At 68.0% G+C, this 18,810-nt stretch carries 17 protein-coding genes and 1 pseudogene; 12 read left to right on the top strand and 6 right to left on the bottom strand.

The genetic code is table 11. The features are described from left to right. Window positions 1–12: 12 nt before the first annotated feature. The 3 genes and pseudogenes from ACMGFI_RS18925 to ACMGFI_RS18915 form a co-directional block, all read left to right on the top strand. Window positions 13–576 (top strand): AAA family ATPase, encoded by a 564-nt coding sequence (locus tag ACMGFI_RS18925; RefSeq protein ID WP_436911660.1) that lies wholly within the window; start codon window positions 13–15, stop codon window positions 574–576. 94 nt (window positions 577–670) lie between these two features. Then, window positions 671–1,660 (top strand): nicotinate-nucleotide--dimethylbenzimidazole phosphoribosyltransferase, encoded by a 990-nt coding sequence (locus tag ACMGFI_RS18920; protein WP_436911659.1) that lies wholly within the window; start codon window positions 671–673, stop codon window positions 1,658–1,660. 213 nt (window positions 1,661–1,873) lie between these two features. Then, window positions 1,874–2,091 (top strand): annotated as a pseudogene (locus tag ACMGFI_RS18915) (undecaprenyl diphosphate synthase family protein); the annotation flags it as partial. Between the two features lie 58 nt (window positions 2,092–2,149). Here the strand turns inward: ACMGFI_RS18915 and ACMGFI_RS18910 are convergent. The 3 genes from ACMGFI_RS18910 to ACMGFI_RS18900 form a co-directional block, all read right to left on the bottom strand. Continuing rightward, window positions 2,150–3,328 (bottom strand): inorganic phosphate transporter, encoded by a 1,179-nt coding sequence (locus tag ACMGFI_RS18910; RefSeq protein WP_436911657.1) that lies wholly within the window; start codon window positions 3,326–3,328, stop codon window positions 2,150–2,152. Continuing rightward, window positions 3,328–4,119, bottom strand: a complete 792-nt coding sequence (locus ACMGFI_RS18905) for a hypothetical protein (RefSeq protein ID WP_436911655.1) — start codon at window positions 4,117–4,119, stop codon at window positions 3,328–3,330. The genes ACMGFI_RS18910 and ACMGFI_RS18905 overlap by 1 nt, the downstream gene beginning before the upstream one ends. A 231-nt stretch (window positions 4,120–4,350) precedes the next feature. Beyond that, window positions 4,351–5,226 (bottom strand): homoserine kinase, encoded by an 876-nt coding sequence (locus ACMGFI_RS18900; RefSeq protein WP_436911654.1) that lies wholly within the window; start codon window positions 5,224–5,226, stop codon window positions 4,351–4,353. A 247-nt stretch (window positions 5,227–5,473) separates the two neighbouring features. On the opposite strand from ACMGFI_RS18900, the gene ACMGFI_RS18895 reads away from it, so the two are divergent. Continuing rightward, entirely contained in the window at window positions 5,474–7,822 is a 2,349-nt protein-coding gene (locus ACMGFI_RS18895; protein WP_436911652.1) for a sensor histidine kinase, read from the top strand. Window positions 7,823–7,900: 78 nt separating this feature from the next. Then, window positions 7,901–9,214 carry an NAD(P)/FAD-dependent oxidoreductase gene (locus ACMGFI_RS18890; RefSeq protein ID WP_436911651.1) on the top strand — a complete coding sequence of 438 codons (1,314 nt, stop codon included), beginning with the start codon at window positions 7,901–7,903 and terminating at the stop codon, window positions 9,212–9,214. A 49-nt stretch (window positions 9,215–9,263) separates the two neighbouring features. Here the strand turns inward: ACMGFI_RS18890 and ACMGFI_RS18885 are convergent, their stop codons facing one another. Further along, the gene (locus ACMGFI_RS18885) at window positions 9,264–9,857 is read right to left on the bottom strand and encodes a DUF6149 family protein (RefSeq protein ID WP_436911649.1); all 594 of its coding nucleotides are present in this window, start codon (window positions 9,855–9,857) and stop codon (window positions 9,264–9,266) included. Between the two features lie 224 nt (window positions 9,858–10,081). Between ACMGFI_RS18885 and ACMGFI_RS18880 the strand changes: the two genes are divergently transcribed. From ACMGFI_RS18880 to carB, 5 genes are all read left to right on the top strand, one after another. Continuing rightward, on the top strand, window positions 10,082–11,362 hold the full coding sequence (locus ACMGFI_RS18880) for an NAD(P)/FAD-dependent oxidoreductase (protein WP_436911647.1): 1,281 nt from the start codon (window positions 10,082–10,084) through the stop codon (window positions 11,360–11,362). Between the two features lie 270 nt (window positions 11,363–11,632). Next, complete coding sequence (locus ACMGFI_RS18875; protein ID WP_436911645.1) at window positions 11,633–12,049, top strand: DUF7124 domain-containing protein; 417 nt, start codon at window positions 11,633–11,635, stop codon at window positions 12,047–12,049. A gap of 103 nt (window positions 12,050–12,152) precedes the next feature. Next, on the top strand, window positions 12,153–12,686 hold the full coding sequence (locus ACMGFI_RS18870; RefSeq protein WP_436911644.1) for a DUF5815 family protein: 534 nt from the start codon (window positions 12,153–12,155) through the stop codon (window positions 12,684–12,686). Window positions 12,687–12,925: 239 nt separating this feature from the next. Continuing rightward, window positions 12,926–13,156 carry a hypothetical protein gene (locus tag ACMGFI_RS18865; RefSeq protein WP_436911642.1) on the top strand — a complete coding sequence of 77 codons (231 nt, stop codon included), beginning with the start codon at window positions 12,926–12,928 and terminating at the stop codon, window positions 13,154–13,156. A 338-nt stretch (window positions 13,157–13,494) separates the two neighbouring features. Continuing rightward, window positions 13,495–16,782: a carbamoyl-phosphate synthase large subunit gene (gene carB / locus ACMGFI_RS18860; RefSeq protein WP_436911641.1), complete on the top strand. Its 3,288-nt coding sequence runs from the start codon at window positions 13,495–13,497 to the stop codon at window positions 16,780–16,782. Window positions 16,783–16,941: 159 nt separating this feature from the next. On the opposite strand, the gene ACMGFI_RS18855 is transcribed toward carB, so the two are convergent. Then, window positions 16,942–17,571: a P-loop nucleotide/nucleoside kinase family protein gene (locus tag ACMGFI_RS18855; protein WP_436911639.1), complete on the bottom strand. Its 630-nt coding sequence runs from the start codon at window positions 17,569–17,571 to the stop codon at window positions 16,942–16,944. 128 nt (window positions 17,572–17,699) lie between these two features. Between ACMGFI_RS18855 and ACMGFI_RS18850 the strand changes: the two genes are divergently transcribed. After that, a complete protein-coding gene (locus ACMGFI_RS18850; RefSeq protein WP_436911637.1) occupies window positions 17,700–17,846 on the top strand; it encodes a hypothetical protein in 147 nt (48 codons plus the stop codon). A gap of 22 nt (window positions 17,847–17,868) precedes the next feature. Here ACMGFI_RS18850 and ACMGFI_RS18845 read toward each other — a convergent pair whose 3' ends face one another. Then, window positions 17,869–18,195: a DMT family transporter gene (locus ACMGFI_RS18845; RefSeq protein ID WP_436911635.1), complete on the bottom strand. Its 327-nt coding sequence runs from the start codon at window positions 18,193–18,195 to the stop codon at window positions 17,869–17,871. 154 nt (window positions 18,196–18,349) lie between these two features. On the opposite strand from ACMGFI_RS18845, the gene ACMGFI_RS18840 reads away from it, so the two are divergent. Further along, a complete protein-coding gene (locus tag ACMGFI_RS18840; protein WP_436911634.1) occupies window positions 18,350–18,757 on the top strand; it encodes a CBS domain-containing protein in 408 nt (135 codons plus the stop codon). The last annotated feature ends 53 nt before the right edge of the window (window positions 18,758–18,810 follow it).

Here is an 18,810-nt window from a genome sequence, read left to right as displayed (position 1 = left end):
GGGGTACACGGGATGTACGATAGAGCCGTCGCCGTCTCCGGATACGCGGGTTCCGGCAAGACGACGGTGTCGACGGAGGTCGCAAACCGGGCGAACTGCCACTACGTCAACGTCGGGAACGTCGTGTACTCGTTCGCGCGACGGAAACTCGGACGGGACGCGCCCAGGGAACGCCTGCAGCGAGTGATCCGGGAACACAACGGGCGCGGGGACGGTGCGGCGAGCACGCGCTGGTTAATCGAGGTTCTCGACGCGATCACGGTCAGGGAACAGGTCGTCGTCGACGGCGTCCGCCGGACGGGAACGCTGGAGCGGCTACGTGAACTGTTCGACCGCGTCGAGGTGGTGTTCCTGGCCTGCCCCTTCGAGGTCCGACTCCGGCGGGTCCAGTCGCGCTCCGACGACCGGGCGCTCTCGGCGGCGGAACTGAGGCGACGCGACAGACGCGAGGCCGAATACGGGGTGGAGACGCTGCGCGAGGACCGACGGTACGACTATCTGGTCGACAGCTCACAGCCGCGGAGCGAGGTCATCGAGGAGCTGTCGCCGCTCTACTCGGACACCCGAGCGAAGTAGCGGGTCGCCGCGCACAGACTTGACGAAAATAGAAAACTTTTTCTCCAATATAAAATCAAGAATTGTCATGTTCATTGTAGTTCCGGGGACGACGATGACAGCACGGATCGAGGGGATAAGCGCTATCGGAACGTCCGACGACCTCGTGAAGTACGGACCGGCCGGGGACGCGGAGATCCTAACGTACGGCGAGTTGGTCACCGCGCCGCTGCTCCCGATGGACCCCAGCCTCGGACCGACGCCCGCGATGCTCGTACGGGCCGTCTGCGACCGCCTCGACGAGGAGATCGTCGTTCTCGACGGTGGAATCTGGGGCGAGACGGCGGCGCCGACCGTAGACGTGGAGGCGTCGCCGGGCAGCGATATCCGGGAGGCGACCGACGCGGTCCCGAACGCCGCGGAGATATTCAGCGAAGGCCGCGCGTTCGCCGAAGGGCTGTCCCGTCCGAGGGTCGTGGTCGGGGAAACCGTCCCCGGCGGCACCACGACCGCCCAGGCGGTATTCACGGCGCTGGGGTACGAGGAACAGACGTCCAGTTCGTTCGCCGAACAGAATCCGACCGAGTTGAAGCGCCACGTGGTCGATACCGCGCTGACGCGGAGCGGCCTCGCCTCGCGCGACGACCCCGACCCTCTCGGGATCGTACGGAGCGTCGGTGACCCGGTCCAGGCGGCGATCCTCGGACTCCTCAGCGGCGTCGCCGGGACGGACACGGATATCATGTTGGCGGGCGGAACGCAGATGTTGGCGATCGCCGCGCTCGCCCGGGAGATGGGGATCACTACGGAGATCACCGTCGCGACGACCGAACAGGTCCGCCGGGACCCGTCAGTCGACCTCCGGCGGACGGCGGACAAGTGTGACGTCGCCCTCCGGATCAACGATCCGACGTTGCCGGACCCGCGCCATCCCGCGATGAGATTCTTCGGTAGCGACCTGCAGAAAGAGGGGGTCGGCATGGGCGGCGCCCTGGAACTGCTGGCGGAAAACGACCTGTCGCTCGCGGATGTCGCCGACCGTATCAAGGCGATCCACGACCCGCTACTCGAGTCCCACCCCGAGTTTTCGTACGACCTGGAGTGACCGCAACAGCGGGAGAGTTCGGAGCCCCGCGGACTCTCGGCGCCTCGGAGCGGTTCACTCCGATCGGGGTCAGTGGACGGTCGCACCCTCTCGCCGATCCGGTCTGGGAGACGTGGATCGCGACGTTCCCGTCCTCGAAGGTGTCGACTACGGCCGAGGCGATGGTCCGTCGGTCGATCCCGTAGCGGGCGGCGGTCCCCCAAGGACCTCACCGAGGATGTCGACGGGACTGCCACCGAGGGTGAACTCGTCTTCCCTGTCGGACGGACCCGGTCATCAAGACGGGCGCCGAACGCCTGTCGGAGTTCCTGATCTGTCGGTCCGTCCACCCCGAGCTGTACTTCACCGACGTGAGCTGGTGGGACTTCCGGCGACGCGAGTACCTGCGCGCGCTACGTGACCACCAGAACCGCCAGCGGCGGTTCGGCCGGTGGGCCGCGCGAGGCGGACGGTCGGGAGGGCCAACACGAGCGCCGGGCGCTCGACCGCTCAGAACCCGAACACGGGGACGAAGCGGAACGTGAGGTACGCGCCGGCGGTGGCGATGGCCGGCACGACGTTCTGCATCAGGACGACGCGGGCGGTCGTCGCGGGGTCGAACAGGTCGCCGGGCTCGGGGATGTCCTCGGAGTCCTCCTCGCCGATGGGTGGCAACTCCTCGCCGGGTTCGTCCGCGGCCAGCGCGTCGACGCTGACCGGCGGGGCGTCTTCGGCCGAGACGGCCTCCGGGACGGTCACCGGACGGGTCGCCCGCCCCCACCCCAGGCCGACGATGCTCATCGTCGCGATGATGACGAAACTCGCGGGGATCCCCAGCGCCGAGAGGAAGACGACCAGGGTGGAACTGACTCCGGCGACGACGATCGCGGCCGTCAGCGGCAGTTCCGTGATGTCGCTGCCCATCGTCTCCAGCGTCCGCCGGGCGATCGTGAACGCACCGATGGTGACGGCGATCCCGCCGAAGATGATCGCCGGGTTCATCGCCAGCTCGTCGCTCCCGACCAGCGGGGCGACGGCGTTGGCGATGTTCGAGGTACCGGAGCTGAACGCCATCAGACAGCCGATCGCGACGACCGTGACCACGCCGGCCAGTTCCCGCCGGTTGGTCGTCCGGTGGACGGACACGCCCGGGATCGACCCGGACCGGTCCACGTCGAACAGCGGTCCGGTGCTGCGCTCCATCGCGACCAGCCGGTTGAGCCGCGCGTAGAAGTACCGGCCGATGACCAGCGACACCCAGAAGCCGATGATCGGCGAGACGATCCACCAGGTGACGATCTCGCCCATGACGGCGAGATCCAGCACGCCGCCGGCGAGCCCGAGCCCCGCGATCGCGCCGACCGCTGTCATCGACGTGGAGGCCGGGACGCCGAAGACGTTCCCGACCAGCAGCGCGACCCCGATGAAAAACAGGACGGCGATCGACGCTTCGAGCGTGAACACGCCGGTGTCCGTGACCAGTTCCGTCCCGAGCTTCGTCACGACGTTGCGGCCGATCGTCCAGGCGCCGACGAAGAAGAACACGCCCATCAGCGCCGCGGCGGTCGTCTTCGAGATCGCGTCGGCGCCGACCGCCGGGCCGAACGCGGGCCCCGTCGTCGACCCGCCGATGTTGTACGCGACGAACATCGAGACGAGCACGCCGACGACGAGCAGGAGTTCGACCATCAGTCCTCCCCGCCGTCGGCCGACTGCTTCGGCTCCGCGTCGGACCCCTCGCCGTCGCGCCCGGCCTCGTCGAGTTGCTCCTCCAGCGTCTCTTCGACGGTCTCCTCGACAGTCTCCTCTACCGTCTCCTCGACGGTTTCACCGACCGTCTCCTCGACGGTTTCGCCGACGGTCTCCTCGACCGTCTCGCCCACTTTCTCTTCGACAGTTTCGCCGACGGTCTCCTCGACCGTCTCGCCCACTTTCTCTTCGACAGTTTCGCCGACTTTCTCCTCGACCGTTTCACCGACTTTCTCCTCGACGGTCTTCTCGACGGTCTCGCCCACTTTCTCCTCGACGGTTTCCCCGACGGTTTCCTCGACGGTGTCGGTGACCGTCTCTTCGACGGTCTCGCCGACCTTCGCCTCCACGGTCTCGTCGACGGTCTCCTCGACCGTCTCACCGACCGTCTCCTCGACGGTGGCACTGACCGTTTCCTCGACGGTCTCACCGACGGTCTCCTCGACGGTTTCGCCGACGGTCTTCTCGACGGTCTCGTCGACGGTCTCGCCGACCTTCGCCTCCACGGTCTCGTCGACGGTCTCCTCGACCGTCTCCTTGACCGCGGTGGTCATCCAGTCGGGGTCGAAGCGGGCCATCTTCCAGACGACGTGGATAAGATACGCGAGCAGGACCCCAAATCCGAAGGCCAGCCCGACGGCGTTGTCGGCGACGACGATGAGCCCGACCGAGACGGCGATCAGCAGGCCGTAGGTCAGATCGACCAGTGAGTCGACGCGGCTCGGGTTCATCGTCCGTCCGCCGTGTCCCGGTATCGTGGGGATTGGGGAGCGATACGCTGTCGGCGAGATGGGAAAGAAGACACGCGTACCTGTATAGAGTCGCTCTCGTGTAAAGTACCTTGGCAAAGACGTACGAACCCGGCCGTCGCGCGCTCGCTCATACGGATTATTGCAAGCGTGTACCGGGTCGACCGCACGACTGCGTGCGGTCGATCCCGGGATGTCTCGCAATAATCCGTATCAGTGGAAGGTGGCGCCCTCGCCGATCTCGGTCTGGTAGACGCGGGCCTCGACGCCCTCCTCGTCGAAGGCGTCGACCATGGCGGAGGCGATGTCCCGGCGGTCGGTCTCGTAGCAGGCGGCGATGACGCTCGGGCCGGCCCCGCTGATGGTGACGCCGGTGGCGCCGGCGTCGAAGGCGGCCTGCCGGACCTCGCTGTACCCGTCGATGAGTTCGGCGCGGGCGGGCGTGACGACCGAGTCCTCCATCCCGCGGCCGACGAGTTCGGGGTCCGAGCGGTGCATCCCGGTCGTCAGGGTCGCGGCGTTGCCGACGGTCTCGACCATGTCGCTCACGCGGGCGCCGTCGGGGACGACCTCGCGGGCGTCGCGCGTCGAGACGACGATGTCGGGGAGGCACGTCACGAGGGAGATGTCGGCGTCGACCTTCGAGATGCCGCTCGGCGTGGCGATGGTGAACCCGCCGAGGATGGCGGGGGCGACGTTGTCGTCGTGGGCGTCCCCGGAGACGACGGCCTCGCCCTCGGCGGCGATGGGGACCAGTTCCTTCCGGGTGAGCCCGCGGTCGTAGAGGCGGTTCAGGGCGACCGCGGCGGCCGCGGCGGAGGCGGCCGACGAGCCCAGGCCGGAGGCCGGGCGGACGCCCTTGTCGATCTCGATGTGTGCGGGGGCGTCCAGCGCCTCCGCGACCGCGCCGACGGTGTTGTCCGCGGGGTCCTCCGGGATGAACTGGCTGCCGGCGCCCGTCACGTCGATGGTGGTCTCCGGCGCCCGCTCGACGCGGACCACGTCGGCGGGCCTGTCCAGCGCCACGCCGAACACGTCGAAGCCACTCCCCAGGTTCGCGCTCGTCGCGGGCGCCCGCACCGTCACCATATCGAGCGGTTTCCGGGACTGCGGGCAAAAAGGTAGCGGACTGCGGGGCCGGTCGCGGGCGCGGGCGGCCGTCGGCGGAGGGTCACCGGACCGCGGGCCTCGACGCCGCGGCGTGCCTCGCGGCCGGCGACGGCCCCGCCTCGGTGACGGCCCTGTTCCCGCCCCGGCGCCGGCGTTGTCTCACGTGATACTGCGACACAACGCATAATACGGACGAATTGAAATTACGGTGTCGTGAACCCGTCAGATGGCTGGTGAGGCGCTCGGTCCGGTGGTCGGGGCGACGGCGGTCGGCGGCGCCGTCGAGCTCGCGCTCGCGGCGGTCGCGTACCGCAACCGCGAGCGGCCGGCGGCGCGGGCGTTCGGCTGGCTGTCGCTCGCCGCCGGCGGCTGGGCGCTCCTGCAGGTCGCGGTCCTGACTGCGCCGTCACCGGCCGCCGCGAGCGCCGCCCACGCCCTCGCCGGCCCCGTCTCCTCGCAGGTCCCGATGCTGTGGCTGGTCTTCGCCGCCGTCTACACCGGTCACCGCGAGCGGCTCACTCCCGGGCGGCTGGCCGCGCTGTGGACCCCGCTGACGGCGTACTCGCTCGTCCAGCTGACGGCGCCGATTCACGGCGCGCCCCTCGCGCCGGTGCGGACGGTGACGGAGAACGGGATCACCGCCCCGGCGACGGTGGAGACGCTCCCGTTCGCGCTGTACTCGCTGGTCGCGTACGCTCTGATTCTCGCCGGCTACGTCCTCCTGATCGCCTTCCTGCTCGACTCGCGGAACGTCTACCGCGCGGAGACGGGTGCGCTCGTCCTCGGCGGGCTGTTCCCGACCGCGGGGGCGGTCGTGGTCTCCGCGGCCGGCGGGATCCACCCCGGCGTCTCGGTCGCCCCCGTGCTGTTCGCCGTCCACGGCGTCGTCGCGGGACTGGTGCTGTTTCGCTACAACTTCGTCGGGGTCGCTCCGGTGGCGACGGACCTCCTTGCCGAGGAACTCGACGACCCGGTGTTGGTGCTCGACGACGAGGACGCGGTGATAGACCACAACCCGGCCGCGGGACGGCTCGTCGACGGCGACCTCGGGGGTCGCCACGTCGACGCGGTCGCCGACGGGTTCGCGGCCCGGCTGGACGACGGCGCGCAGGTCACCGTCGACGCCCCCGGCGACGACAGGGAGGTGTCCACCTTCTCGGTCGGGGTGACGACCGTCGACGACCAGTACGGGGCGACGAAGGGGCGACTCGTCCACCTGCGGGACGTGACCGACCAGCAGCGGCGGCTCGACCAGCTGACGGCGATGCAGGCGGCCACACAGCAGTTCATCGGCGCGCGGACCGCGGCGGAGGTCGCCGACATCGCGGTCCGGTTCGCGGGCGACGTCCACGGCCAGGCCTACGCGGCGCTGTTCCGGTACGACGAGGGGGCGGACGCGCTCGTCTCCGAGGCGATCACCGACCGGCTGGCGGCGCAACTCGGCGTCGACCCCGACGAGTCGATCCGGGTTCCGCGGGACTCCGGCCCGCTCTGGACGAGCTACGAGGACGACGAGCGCAGGACCTTCGAGGGCGAGCGCGACCTCGTGGTCGGCCCCTACGCGTTCGGGTCGGCGTCGGCGCTGTTCCTGCCGCTGGGCGACCACGGCGTCCTCGTCATCGGCAGGGAGGAGGCCGGCGGCTACACCGAGACCGACGAGCAGCTCGGGGAGATCCTCGCCCGGACGACCGAGACGGCGCTGACCCGCGTCGAACACGAGGAGCAACTGCGGACCAGCCGGGCCGCCGTCGAGCGGCGCAACCAGCAGATCGAGTTCTTCAACGGCGTCCTCCGGCACAACATCCGCAACGCCATGCTGGTCGTCGACGGGCACGCCGAGCACCTCCAGTCGCGCGTCGGCGAGGCCGACGCCGAGAAACTGGAGACCATCCGGACGTGGTGTTCGGACCTGACGGACATGACCGAGAAGATCCGGGCGGTCAACGACACCGTGACCGCGAGCGAGGACGAACGGCTCGAACGGGTCGACCTCTCGGCGGTCCTCCGGGAGCAGGCCCGCGGACTCTCCGACCGCTACGAGGTGACCGTGGCGGTCGACGTGGCCGACGACCTGACCGTCGCCGCCAACGAACTGGTCGCAGACGTCGTCGGGGGCGTGCTCTCGAACGCGGTCGAACACAACGACAGCGCCCGCCCGCGGGTGCGGGTCACCACCGAGCCCCTGGGCGAGTGGGTCCAGGTCCGGATCGCCGACAACGGGCCGGGCCTCTCCGATGAGATGCAGACGCAGGTCTTCCAGCGGGAGATGGCGACCAGTCAGACCGCCCACGGGTTCGGCCTCTACTTCGTCTCGGTGATGATGGACCTGTACAACGGCAACGTCTGGTTCGAGGACGGCGAGGGGGTCGGCTCCCCCGACGGGAGTTGGACGGATGGAGGACCCACGGACGGAAGGTCCGCGGACGGAGCCAGCTCCGATGGGGAGCCCACGGACGGAGACGCCACCGACGGAGGTTCCGCGGACGAGGGGGCCGACGGCGGACCCCGCGGGACCGTCGTCGTGCTGGAGTTCCGGCTGGCCGACGAGGCGCCGCAGCTGTCGGCCGGCGGGTGACGCCCCCGTTCGGGTCCGGGCGGGTCGGCGGACGGGACCGAGCGAAAGGGCTTTTCCGGTGACCGCGGAACGGGAGGTATGATCGGAGTCGTCGGCGGCGGCATCGCCGGCCTCGCGGCCGCGTATCGCCTCCAGGGGCGCGGTCACGAGGTCCAGGTGTTCGAGGCGAGCGACGACGTGGGCGGGCTGGCCGCCGTCTACGGGACGGCCGGCGACCCCATCGAGAAGTTCTACCACCACCTCTCCGCCTCCGAGGAGACGATCGTCGAACTGATCGAGGACCTGGGCCTGGGCGGGGACCTGGAGTGGCGCTACAAGACCGACTCCTACTACGTCGACGGGGTCGTCCACCCCATGGAGAAGGCCTGGGAGATCCTCGCCTACCCGCACCTCTCTCTCTACGACAAGTTCCGGCTGGCGATGCTCGTCAAGGAGATCGACGTGCGCGGCGGCGTCCCGAAGTTCGACACCTACGACGACATCACCGACTTCGAGGACGTGCCGATCAAGGAGTTCCTGCTCGAACACACCACCCGCCACGTCTACGAGTCCTTCTGGGAGCCGCTGCTCGACGCGAAGTTCGGCTCCCGGAAGGAGGACGTGTCGGCCGCGTGGCTGCTCGGTCGGGTGAAGTTCCGCGGCGAGCGCGACCCGCTGCGCGGCGAACAGCTGGGCTACCTGAGAGGCGGGTTCGGCGTCCTGCTGGACGAACTGCTCGCCGCTGTCGGCGAGGAGAACGTCACCACGGGCGCACGCGTGACGGCGCTGGACACGGCCGGCGGCGCCGTCGACTCGCTGACCGTCGAGCGGGACGGCCGGACGGAGACCCACGACGTGGACGCCGCCGTCGTCGCGGCGATGCCGAACGTGCTGGAGGACCTGACGGGCTACCCCTGCGAGATCGACTTTCAGGGGACCGTCTGCTCGGTCTGGAGCATGGCGGAGTCGCTGTCGGACACCTACTGGCTGAACATCAAGGACGACGCCCCCTTCGGCGTGTTCATCGAGCACACCAACTTCGTCCCGCCGGAGCGCTACGGCGGCGAACACCTCTACTACACCGCCAGCTACATCCAGAGTCCCGAGGAGGAGCTGTGGGGGATGTCCGACGAGGAAGTCGAAGACTACTGGGCCGGGGGGATCGAGGGGCTGTTCCCCGACTTCGACCGCGACAGCGTCAACTGGGTGAAGACCGCACGGAACCCCCGGACGGCCCCCATCTACGAGCGGGGCTACCTCGATATGGTCGTCCCCTACGACCTGGGCGAGGAGGTGGCAGAGGGGGTCTACTACGCGGGGATGGCATCCCGGGCGCAGTACCCCGAACGGTCGCTCAACGGCGGGATCGAGGCGGGCTACGCCTGTGCGGACCTGATAACCGGGGACCGATAGCGGGGATCGGGGACCGGGGCGGCCCCCCGGTCGCGTGGCCGCTCCGCGCTCACGCGTCGGCTTCGTCGCCGTCCACGCCGGGTGCTTCCTCCACGTCCACGTCCTCGGGCTCCTCCTGCCCGCCGACCACGAGCTCGCCGTCGGCGGTCTCGACGTACACGTCGTCGGCGAACCCGCCCACAGCGTAGGGGTGTTCGGGGTCGTCGAGTTTCTCCGGGGTCGACGGGGCGTCGGCGATCCCGTCGGCCGGCCGGAAGTCGCCGAGCGGGTCGTCGATACTGATGTCGTAGCGCTCGAAGAAGTCCCGATAGCGGTCGTAGTGGTCGCCGAGCTCGTCGTCCGGGAACTCCATCATCTCGGTCCAGCCGTGGTTGTAGAAGTCGAAGTTGGCCTGGATGTGGGTGATCTCCCTGGCTTCGGCCTCGGGAAACCCGTCCTCCAGTGCGGCGACGTAGGTGTCCATCGTCGCGTCGAAGAAGTCGTCGAGGTGGTCCCGGCGCTCCTCGCGGCGGCCGGGGTCGGCCTTCTCGGCGAAGATGTCGGTGTGCATCCCGACCAGCCGGTCGTTGACCTTCTCCCCGACGACCGGCAGCGTGAGCGCCTGTTTGGCGGCGAAGTGGCGGACGTTCTGACGGATCTTCATCGTGGTGGGGCGTTCGGACGCGACCGTATTCAACGTCTCGACCGAACGTCGACCGGGATCCCGGCCGAACGCGGGCCGGATCGGCGATCCGCTACCGATCTCGGCGCCATCGGGCGTTCGACACGACGGAACGATCAGATTTTTCGTTCGAGGGAGTGAGTTTGGCAATCAACCGCATGGATAGATAGCAATCCACATTAACCACGGTTACGAACACCCAGAGCATGAGCGCATCCCACGTCATCATCGGTGATGGCATCGCGGGGAGTTCGGCGGCCGAGACGATTCGCGAGGAGGACCCCGACGCCGAGATCACCGTCATCACCGATGAGGGGGAGGCACTGTACAACCGGATCCTGATCAAGGAGTTCGCCAAGGGCAAGCTGCCCGAGGCGCCCATCTCGATCCACGAGCCCGGGTGGTACGAGGAACGCGACATCGACCTCCAGCTCAACACGCACGTCACGACCGTCGACACCGACGAAAACGAGATCCACACCCACGAGGGGACCGTCTACGAGTACGACAAGCTGCTCGTGGCGACGGGCGGGACGCCCGCCAGCCTGGCGAGTTTCGGCATCGACAACGCCGACGCCGACGGCATCGACCACTTCTGGACGTTCCAGGACGCCCGCTCGATCAAGGAGAACGTCGAGAACGCCGACCAGGGGATCATCGTCGGCGCGGGCCTGCTGGGCATCGACCTGGCGGCCATCTGCGGCGCCCAGGACCTCGAGGCCAACTACCTCATGCGCGGCGAGTGCTGGTGGCGCTACGCGCTGAACACGGAGGGCGCGGAGATCCTCCACGAGGCGATGCGCGAGCGGGGCGTCACGCCCGTGTTCAACTCCGGCGTCGACGAGTTCGAGACCGACGACGACGGCCGCGTCCGGGCCGCGGTCGACCCCAACGGCGAGCGCTACGAGGGCGACTGGGCCGGCGTCGCCATCGGGCTCGATTTCAACACCGAGTTCCTGCAGGACACCCCCGTCGAGACCAACGACAACGGCGTCGTCGTCGACGAGTATCTGCGCACCAACGTCGACGACATCTACGCCGCGGGCGACCTGACGTGGTTCTACGACACCATCCTCGGCGAGATGGGGCAGAACGGGTCGTGGGGCTCGGCGAAGGAACAGGGCTCCATCGCCGCGAAGAACATGATCGCGGACGTCGAGGCCGGCGGCGAGACGGACGACCCCGAGGAGTTCCGCTGGGTCTCCTCCTACTCGATCACGCACTTCGACTTCCCGTTCCTCTCCTTCGGCCACCCGACCGAGGGCGACGACGACGCCGCCCGCAAGTACAGCGACACGGAGTGGCGCCGGCTGGCGTTCAAGGACGGCAAGATCGTCGGCGGCGTCCTCATCGGCGACCTGTCCCAGCAGTCCAAGTTCAAGAAGCTCATGCGCGAGGAGCGCGAGGTCGCCCAGCACAAGGACCTGCTGCTCGAAGAGGACGTGGACATGGACAAGCTCGAAGAGGCCGCCCCCAAGCCCGAGTAACTCCGCGGTTGCTCCCTCGATAGTTCCTCCCCGTTCCGGCGACCGCTCCTTCGATAGTTACTCCCTCGATAGTTCCTCCCCGTTCCGGCGACCGCTCCTTCGATAGTTGCTCCCTCGATAGTTCCTCCCCGTTCCGGCGACCGCTCCTTCGATAGTTACTCCCCGTTCCGGCGGCCGCTCGCGAGCGCTCCGCGATCCCCGGGCCGGAGCAGACGGGTCGTTCGTGGCCTGATCGAAGGCGTTTTCCCCGGGCCAGTACCCCTATCGAGTATGGACAGCGGCGGCAGTAGCGACATGACTCTCGCCTTCGACCTGGACGCGCTGAAGGCCCTGGCCTACCCCGACCGGGTGTTCCAGGACGCGCGCCAGTGGAGCGAGTACGTCGGCGTCGTCTCCGAGCAGCCGACCTACGTGGTGACGAACTTCACGCGCAAACACCGCATCCGCCAGGACTTCTTCTCCGGGCCGCGCAGCCGCGCCGAGAGTCTCGAAAACGTACAGAAACAGTTCGGCACCGAGCGACACGTCTTCGTCGGGACCGACGACGAGGACGCCGAACTGGCCGAGGAAGTCGGCTGGGAGTATCTGCCCGTCAAGGACGCGGCCGAGGCCGCCGAGTGGGAACTCGGTGAGCCGGAGACGCCCGACGAGGACGCGGGCGACGACGAGCGCGACGACTGGCCGTGAGTTTCGGGTCTCCGGTCGCCGACCCCGAGCAGTACCGCGACGGTCCGGCCGACCGTCGAGCGCTACCGCGGCGTTTAAACGGCTGACGGCGGTACACCGGGTAATGGCAGAGCCGCGCGTCCCCGGGAGCGAGGGGGCAGACATCGAGTTGCCCTGCGGGGAGACCGTCTCCCTCCACGACCTGGACATGGGACTGCGGGAGTACGACTGCGCCTGCGGCGAGGCCCACGCGGTCGTGATGGACGTGCACCCGCTGGGCCGGTTCGTCCCGGAGTTCCTCGCCGAGGTGCTCACCGAGACCATCGAGACGGCCGACGACTTCCCCGAGTTCACGACCGCCCACGTCATGGGCATCGTGATGGAGGAGTTCCCCGAGGACGTGGTCAGCGAGGACCTCTCCGACCAGGGGGAGGTGGGCTACTCGATGCTGTGGCTGACGGACTTCGACGCCCGCCGGCTCCACGAGGTCGTCGTCGAACTCGTCGTCGAGCTGATGGACCACGCGGTCAGCCACGCCGACGACGAGGCGGCGGCCGCGCAGTTCGAGGAGTGGCTCCACGAGTTCGACGTGAGCGCGTTCGTCGACCAGTACCGCGAGGAGCGGGAGTTCGAGACCGAGCACGACTCCGCGGTGTAACGCGCCCCGTCCACGGCCGACCCGTCGGCGTCGCCCGGGCTCGGGGCTCCTCCCGTCGAACTGCCGTCCGGTAGTTCCGAACGCCCGTCCGAACCGTTCCGTTCGGTCACACGTAGTTGCGAGGTGCGTATGACAGCCGCCGACACACCCGGGCCGTCGCCGTCCTGCGGTTGGTCGAGATCGGCCGTCTGACGCCTGTCTGACGGTGTTTAATGGTTGGGGAGGGTGTACGGGTGTGTATGCGCGTACGGCAGCGCGACTTCGAGCGCATCCGGTCCGTGCTGGAGGAGGCCGACGCGGAGGAGCCGCTGACGGCCAGGGAGATCCTGGATCTGCTCGACGAGCACGGCGAGGAGTTCGACAGCGCTCACCGCGTGGCGACCGTCCTCGGACGCCACGCCCAGTCCGGCGAGGTCGAGGTCATCCGCGACCAGCCGTATCGATACGAGTTCACCGACCGCAACAACTGATACGGATTATTGCGAGACATCCCGGGATCGACCGCACGACCGCGTGCGATCGACCCGGGAAACGCTTGCAATAATCCGTATGAGGCCGTACCTTCTGGGGAGGAGGTTGTGCCGCCAGCCGCCGCCGTATCGTCGCCCCTAAATGTGCCCTCGCAGTGTGTCCGGTAGATACCCGACCGCTGACGGGGAACGCGGGCGAGCGCTCCCTCCCCGTCGGCGCCGTTCCGCGCGCTCCGCCCCGCACGCCGACCGAACGGGCGGTACGATTTTCGAAACTCGATTTCGATTTCCGCATTCTTTCGCCGGGTTTATTACGATGAGCGGACTCCGCCCGAGTAATGACACAGGACGAGGACCGTACCATTCTGCTGATCGGGAGCGGGCCGATCAAGATCGGACAGGCGGCCGAGTTCGACTACTCGGGGGCGCAGGCGTGTCGCGCGCTCCAGGAGGAGGGGGCGCGCGTCGTGCTCGTCAACTCGAACCCGGCGACGATCATGACCGACCCGGAGATGGCCGACGCCGTCTACATCGAACCCATCAACACGGAGGCCATCTCGGAGATCATCCGGAAGGAGAACCCCGACGGGGTCATCGCCGGCCTCGGCGGCCAGACGGGCCTGAACGTCACCGCGGAACTCGCCGAGGAGGGCGTCCTCGACGAGCACGACGTCGACGTGATGGGCACCCCCCTCGATACGATCTACGCGACGGAGGACCGCGACCAGTTCCGCCAGCGCATGGAGTCCATCGGCGAGCCGGTCCCCGAGTCGATCACCATCGAGTCCATGGACGAGGTCGAGGAGGCCGTCGAGGCCGTCGGCGGCCTCCCGGTCATCATGCGCACGACCTACACCCTCGGCGGTGCCGGGTCGGGCGTCATCGACGACATGGACGAGCTGAAAGACGCCGTCCGGAAGGGGCTGCGCCTCTCGCGCGACGACCGCGTGATGATCACGGAGTCCATCGACGGCTGGATCGAGCTGGAGTACGAGGTGATGCGCGACGCCGACGACTCCTGTATCATCATCTGCAACATGGAGAACCTCGACCCGATGGGCATCCACACGGGCGAGTCCACCGTCGTCACGCCCTCACAGGTCATCCCCGACGAGGGCCACCAGGTCATGCGCGACACGGCCCTCGACGTCATCCGCGAACTCGGCATCCAGGGCGGCTGTAACATCCAGTTCGCGTGGCGCGACGACGGCACCCCCGGCGGCGAGTATCGCGTCGTCGAAGTGAATCCCCGCGTCTCCCGCTCGTCGGCGCTGGCCTCCAAGGCGACGGGTTACCCGATCGCTCGCGTCACCGCGAAGGTCGCACTGGGCAAGCGCCTCCACGAGATCGAAAACGAGATCACGGGTCAGACCACCGCGGCCTTCGAGCCGGCCATCGACTACGTGGTCACGAAGGTCCCCCGGTGGCCCAAGGACAAGTTCACCGACGTGGAGTTCGAGCTCGGCCCGGCGATGAAGTCGACCGGCGAGGCGATGTCAATCGGCCGCACCTTCGAGGAGTCGCTGTTGAAGGCCCTCCGGTCGAGCGAGTACGACCCCGCCGTCGACTTCTCGACGGTGTTCAACGACGAACTGGAGGAGTACTACCTCGAACGCCCCTCGCCGGACCGCCCCTACGCCATCTTCGAGGCGTTCAGTCGCGGCTACGACGTCGAGACGATCCGCGAGATCACGGAGATCCGCGAGTGGTACCTCAAACGGTTCAAGCGCATCGCCGACGCCGCCGAGGCCGCGGCCGAGGGCGACTACCAGGCCGCGGCGGACGTGGGCTTCACCGACCAGGAGATCGTCGCGCTCGCCGGCGGCGAGTTCAACGACACCCACGCCTCCTGGCTCCCCACCGTCGAGGGTCCCGACGCCCCCGACGACGACACCGCGATGGCCGACGGCGGCGCCGAAGCGGAGTCGGCGGAAGCGGCCACCTCGCCCGGTCCGGACGTGACCGTCGACGAGGTCGAGAGTCGGACCTCCGACAGGGACTTCAAGCTCGTCGACACCTGCGCCGGCGAGTTCGCGGCGACGACGCCGTACTACTACTCCTCGCGTGACCCCATCTCGGGGCTGGGACGCAACGAGGTGCAGGTCGACCGCGACGCCGAGAGCGTCGTGGTCGTCGGCGGCGGCCCGATCCGCATCGGGCAGGGCGTCGAGTTCGACTACTGTTCGGTCCACGCGGTCCGCGCCCTCGAAGAGCTCGGCATCGACGCCACCGTCGTCAACAACAACCCCGAGACGGTCTCGACGGACTACGACACCTCCGACGGGCTGTTCTTCGAGCCCATCACCGCCGAGGAGGTCGCGGACGTGGTCGAGGAGACCGGCGCCGACGGCGTGATGGTCCAGTTCGGCGGGCAGACCTCCGTCGACATCGGCCACCCGCTGGAAGCGGAACTCCAGCGCCGGGACCTCGACTGCGAGATCATGGGCACCTCCGTCGACGCCATGGACCTCGCGGAGGACCGCGACCGCTTCAACCGCCTGATGGACGACCTGGGCATCGCCCAGCCCCAGGGCGGCTCCGCCACCAGCGAGCAGGAGGCGCTGGACCTGGCCCACGAGATCGGCTACCCCGTCCTCGTGCGCCCCTCCTACGTGCTGGGCGGCCGCGCGATGGACATCGTCTACAGCGACGAGGACCTCAAGGAGTACATCGAGGAGGCCGTCCGCGTCAGCCCCGACAAGCCCATCCTCGTCGACGAGTTCCTCGAAGACGCCGTCGAACTGGACGTCGACGCCGTCTCCGACGGCGAGAACGTCCTCATCGGCGGCATCATGGAACACGTCGAGAGCGCGGGCGTCCACTCGGGCGACTCCGCCTGCATGATCCCGCCGCGCTCGCTCGGCCGCGACGTGAACCGCAAGGTGCGGGAGGTCACCGAGGACATCGCCCGCGCGCTCGACACCGTCGGCCTGCTGAACGTCCAGCTGGCCGTCCGCGACGGCGAGGTGTACGTCCTCGAAGCGAACCCCCGTTCCTCGCGCACTGTCCCGTTCGTCTCGAAGGCGACGGGCGTCCCCATCGCCAAGCTCGCCGCCAAGGTCATGGCCGGCGAGAGCCTGGACGACCTCGACGTGACCGAGCAGGTGCCCGAGCAGACCTCCATCAAGGAGGTCGTCCTGCCGTTCGACCGCCTGCCGGGCTCGGACCCGCGCCTCGGCCCGGAGATGAAGTCCACGGGCGAGGTCATGGGCACCGCCGATTCGTTCGGCAAGGCCTACCAGAAGGCCCAGATGTCCGTCGGCAAGCCCATCCCGCTTTCGGGCACCGCCGTCGTCGACCTCTCGGAGAGCGAGTTCCCCGGCCGCGAGACCGAGGCCGGCGAGGAACTGGTCGAGCAGTACGCCGAGCACTTCGACCTGGTGACCTTCGACGACACCGAGGAGTTCGTCGACGCCGTCGAGAGCGGCGACCTCGACCTCATCGTCTCGCGCCAGCGCGAGCCCCTGGAGGCGGCCGTCGAGGAGGAGATCACCTACTTCTCGACGCTCGCTTCGGCCCGCGCGGCGCTTGAGGCCATCGAGGCCGCCGACGAGCCGCTGGACGTCCAGCCCGTCGGCCAGCGCGTCAAGCGCGACGAGTACTGGGGCCAGCCCAAGCAGGACTGAGCGGCCGACCCCGGTTCGACCCCCTCCCACCTCTCCGCATTCTTCCCTCTCCGTTTCGACTCGTCCCGAGTAGCGACGACCTCTCTCGTGTTCAGTATCGGTTGGAGACATCACACGGAACCACGAACGAGGGTCGCCGGTCCGACCAGGTCCCCGGCCTCAGGACGACCCGGTCACGTCTTCGACCCACGCTTCCACAGTTGCAGCCGTCTGTTCAACCTCGACATCGGTCGTATCGACGAGTCTGATGTCGTGTTCGGGGCCATGCTCCAGGAACCAAGCGTTCGTTTCGAGAAATTCCTCGCGCTTCTCGGGTTTGTCCTCCAACCACGACCTAGTTTGGAGACGGTTGGCGAGGACATCCCGATCAGCAACGAGCGCACATCGCTCGATCGTCGGAAAGTATCGCGTTTCATCGCATCCAGCGACGTTCGGAGGGAACCCGATACCCGAACCGCCCACGAGTGCCTGCTGGCCGGAGTAGTGGAGTAACATTCCGACTCGCAGCCACAGTTGACAGTAGGCCGTCCACTCCATCGTCTCGTGTTGAATTCCGATAAGCACGTCGGACTCGATGACGAGCGGTTCAACCCGCTCTGCGAGGTGGCGAACGATAGTGGATTTGCCGGCACCAGGTGCTCCCGTCAGTGAGAGGAGTGATCGGTACTGGAACGGATATTCGTTTTCACATACCGGACACGTGGCGACCGCTCCGTCCCTGTCTTGGGTTTCTGATCTAACAATCTTATCCAGACTGAGATCGCCACAGGAAAGACAGATATTCAACATACGTTGGTCGAGACCGTCGGGGTACAAAATAGTGTTTCAGGCTAGCGTACGGTTCTCAATACGCACGCGAACTGAGCACTCTCACGGACGACCGGACACCTTTCCGTTCGGAACACCAACCGTTTCCTATGGCCTATCGCACCACCCTGGGCTGGTCCCTGATCACTTCGGGTATCGTCACGCTCCTGCTCGGCGTCCTCCCCGGCGGTGACCTGATGTGGGGACTGCTCCTCCTCGCGCTCGGGACCGCGACGCTGCTGTACCGGCAAACCTGACACACGGGGCAGACGGCCAGCCTCAGGACGCGCCGCTCGCGGTGAGGTTCAGCCCGGCGATGCCGACGACGATGAGGCCGACGAACGCGACGCGGGCGGCCGAGAGCGGCTCGTCGAACAGGACGATCCCCAGCGCGGCAGTGCCGACGGCGCCGATGCCGGTCCAGACGGCGTAGGCGGTGCCGACCGGCAGGTGCTCGACGGCCTTCGCGAGCAGGACGACGCTGATCAGCATCGCGACGCCCGTCGCCGCGGTCGGGACCGGACGGGTCAGCCCGTCGGAGTACTCCAGCCCGACCGCCCAGGCGATCTCGAACAGCCCGGCGACGAAGAGGAGGTACCAGGACACGGGAGACTCTTCCGCGAGGACCCGCCTGTGGCTTGCGGTTCGAGTCTCGACGGGGCGGGTCGGCCGGGAGGTGTCGGGCCGCGGGCGACGACATCGCCCGACCGCTCTGCCGGGACCGCCGGTGTTTATACGCTGGGTATGTGTAGCAGTGTCTATGGAAGACATCTTCGTCGCGCGGTTGATGAGTTCCGGTCTGCAGTCGGTGGGGCCCGACACGCTCGTCGAGGACGCCGCCGCGCAGATGCAGGACAACGGCGTGGGGTCGCTGGTCGTCGTCGACGAGGACAACCAGCTGCTGGGCATCCTCACGACGACGGACTTCGTCGACATCGTCGCCAAGTCCAAGCCGAAGGCCAAGACGACCGTCGAGCGCTACATGACGACCGACGTGCTCACGACGACCGCCCAGACCTCCATCGTCGAAGCGGCCGACCTGATGATCGAACACCGGATCCACCACCTCCCCGTCGTCGACGACGAGGAGGGCGTCATCGGCATGATCTCGACGACCGACCTGGCGGGCTACATCTCCAGCGTCCAGACGCCGTCGCCCACCGAGTGACGGCCCGGACCCCGTTCGTGCAGTCATCGCCGAAGTATAAACCCCGGCGCGGC

This window comes from Halosimplex marinum (assembly GCF_051414075.1).
In the GTDB taxonomy this organism is placed as follows: domain Archaea; phylum Halobacteriota; class Halobacteria; order Halobacteriales; family Haloarculaceae; genus Halosimplex; species Halosimplex marinum.
This window is presented reverse-complemented; position numbering and strand designations above follow the sequence as displayed.

What these genes read in the sequence shown, in the direction of transcription:
- ACMGFI_RS18900 (WP_436911654.1), bottom strand. Translation starts at nt 5,226, where the DNA reads ATGGTGACGGTGCGGGCGCCCGCGACGAGCGCGAACCTGGGGAGTGGC.
- ACMGFI_RS18925 (WP_436911660.1), top strand. Translation starts at nt 13, where the DNA reads ATGTACGATAGAGCCGTCGCCGTCTCCGGATACGCGGGTTCCGGCAAG.
- ACMGFI_RS18905 (WP_436911655.1), bottom strand. Translation starts at nt 4,119, where the DNA reads ATGAACCCGAGCCGCGTCGACTCACTGGTCGATCTGACCTACGGCCTG.
- ACMGFI_RS18875 (WP_436911645.1), top strand. Translation starts at nt 11,633, where the DNA reads ATGGACAGCGGCGGCAGTAGCGACATGACTCTCGCCTTCGACCTGGAC.
- ACMGFI_RS18920 (WP_436911659.1), top strand. Translation starts at nt 671, where the DNA reads ATGACAGCACGGATCGAGGGGATAAGCGCTATCGGAACGTCCGACGAC.
- ACMGFI_RS18880 (WP_436911647.1), top strand. Translation starts at nt 10,082, where the DNA reads ATGAGCGCATCCCACGTCATCATCGGTGATGGCATCGCGGGGAGTTCG.
- ACMGFI_RS18840 (WP_436911634.1), top strand. Translation starts at nt 18,350, where the DNA reads ATGGAAGACATCTTCGTCGCGCGGTTGATGAGTTCCGGTCTGCAGTCG.
- ACMGFI_RS18895 (WP_436911652.1), top strand. Translation starts at nt 5,474, where the DNA reads ATGGCTGGTGAGGCGCTCGGTCCGGTGGTCGGGGCGACGGCGGTCGGC.
- ACMGFI_RS18885 (WP_436911649.1), bottom strand. Translation starts at nt 9,857, where the DNA reads ATGAAGATCCGTCAGAACGTCCGCCACTTCGCCGCCAAACAGGCGCTC.
- ACMGFI_RS18865 (WP_436911642.1), top strand. Translation starts at nt 12,926, where the DNA reads ATGCGCGTACGGCAGCGCGACTTCGAGCGCATCCGGTCCGTGCTGGAG.
- ACMGFI_RS18850 (WP_436911637.1), top strand. Translation starts at nt 17,700, where the DNA reads ATGGCCTATCGCACCACCCTGGGCTGGTCCCTGATCACTTCGGGTATC.
- ACMGFI_RS18870 (WP_436911644.1), top strand. Translation starts at nt 12,153, where the DNA reads ATGGCAGAGCCGCGCGTCCCCGGGAGCGAGGGGGCAGACATCGAGTTG.
- ACMGFI_RS18890 (WP_436911651.1), top strand. Translation starts at nt 7,901, where the DNA reads ATGATCGGAGTCGTCGGCGGCGGCATCGCCGGCCTCGCGGCCGCGTAT.
- carB (WP_436911641.1), top strand. Translation starts at nt 13,495, where the DNA reads ATGACACAGGACGAGGACCGTACCATTCTGCTGATCGGGAGCGGGCCG.
- ACMGFI_RS18910 (WP_436911657.1), bottom strand. Translation starts at nt 3,328, where the DNA reads ATGGTCGAACTCCTGCTCGTCGTCGGCGTGCTCGTCTCGATGTTCGTC.
- ACMGFI_RS18855 (WP_436911639.1), bottom strand. Translation starts at nt 17,571, where the DNA reads ATGTTGAATATCTGTCTTTCCTGTGGCGATCTCAGTCTGGATAAGATT.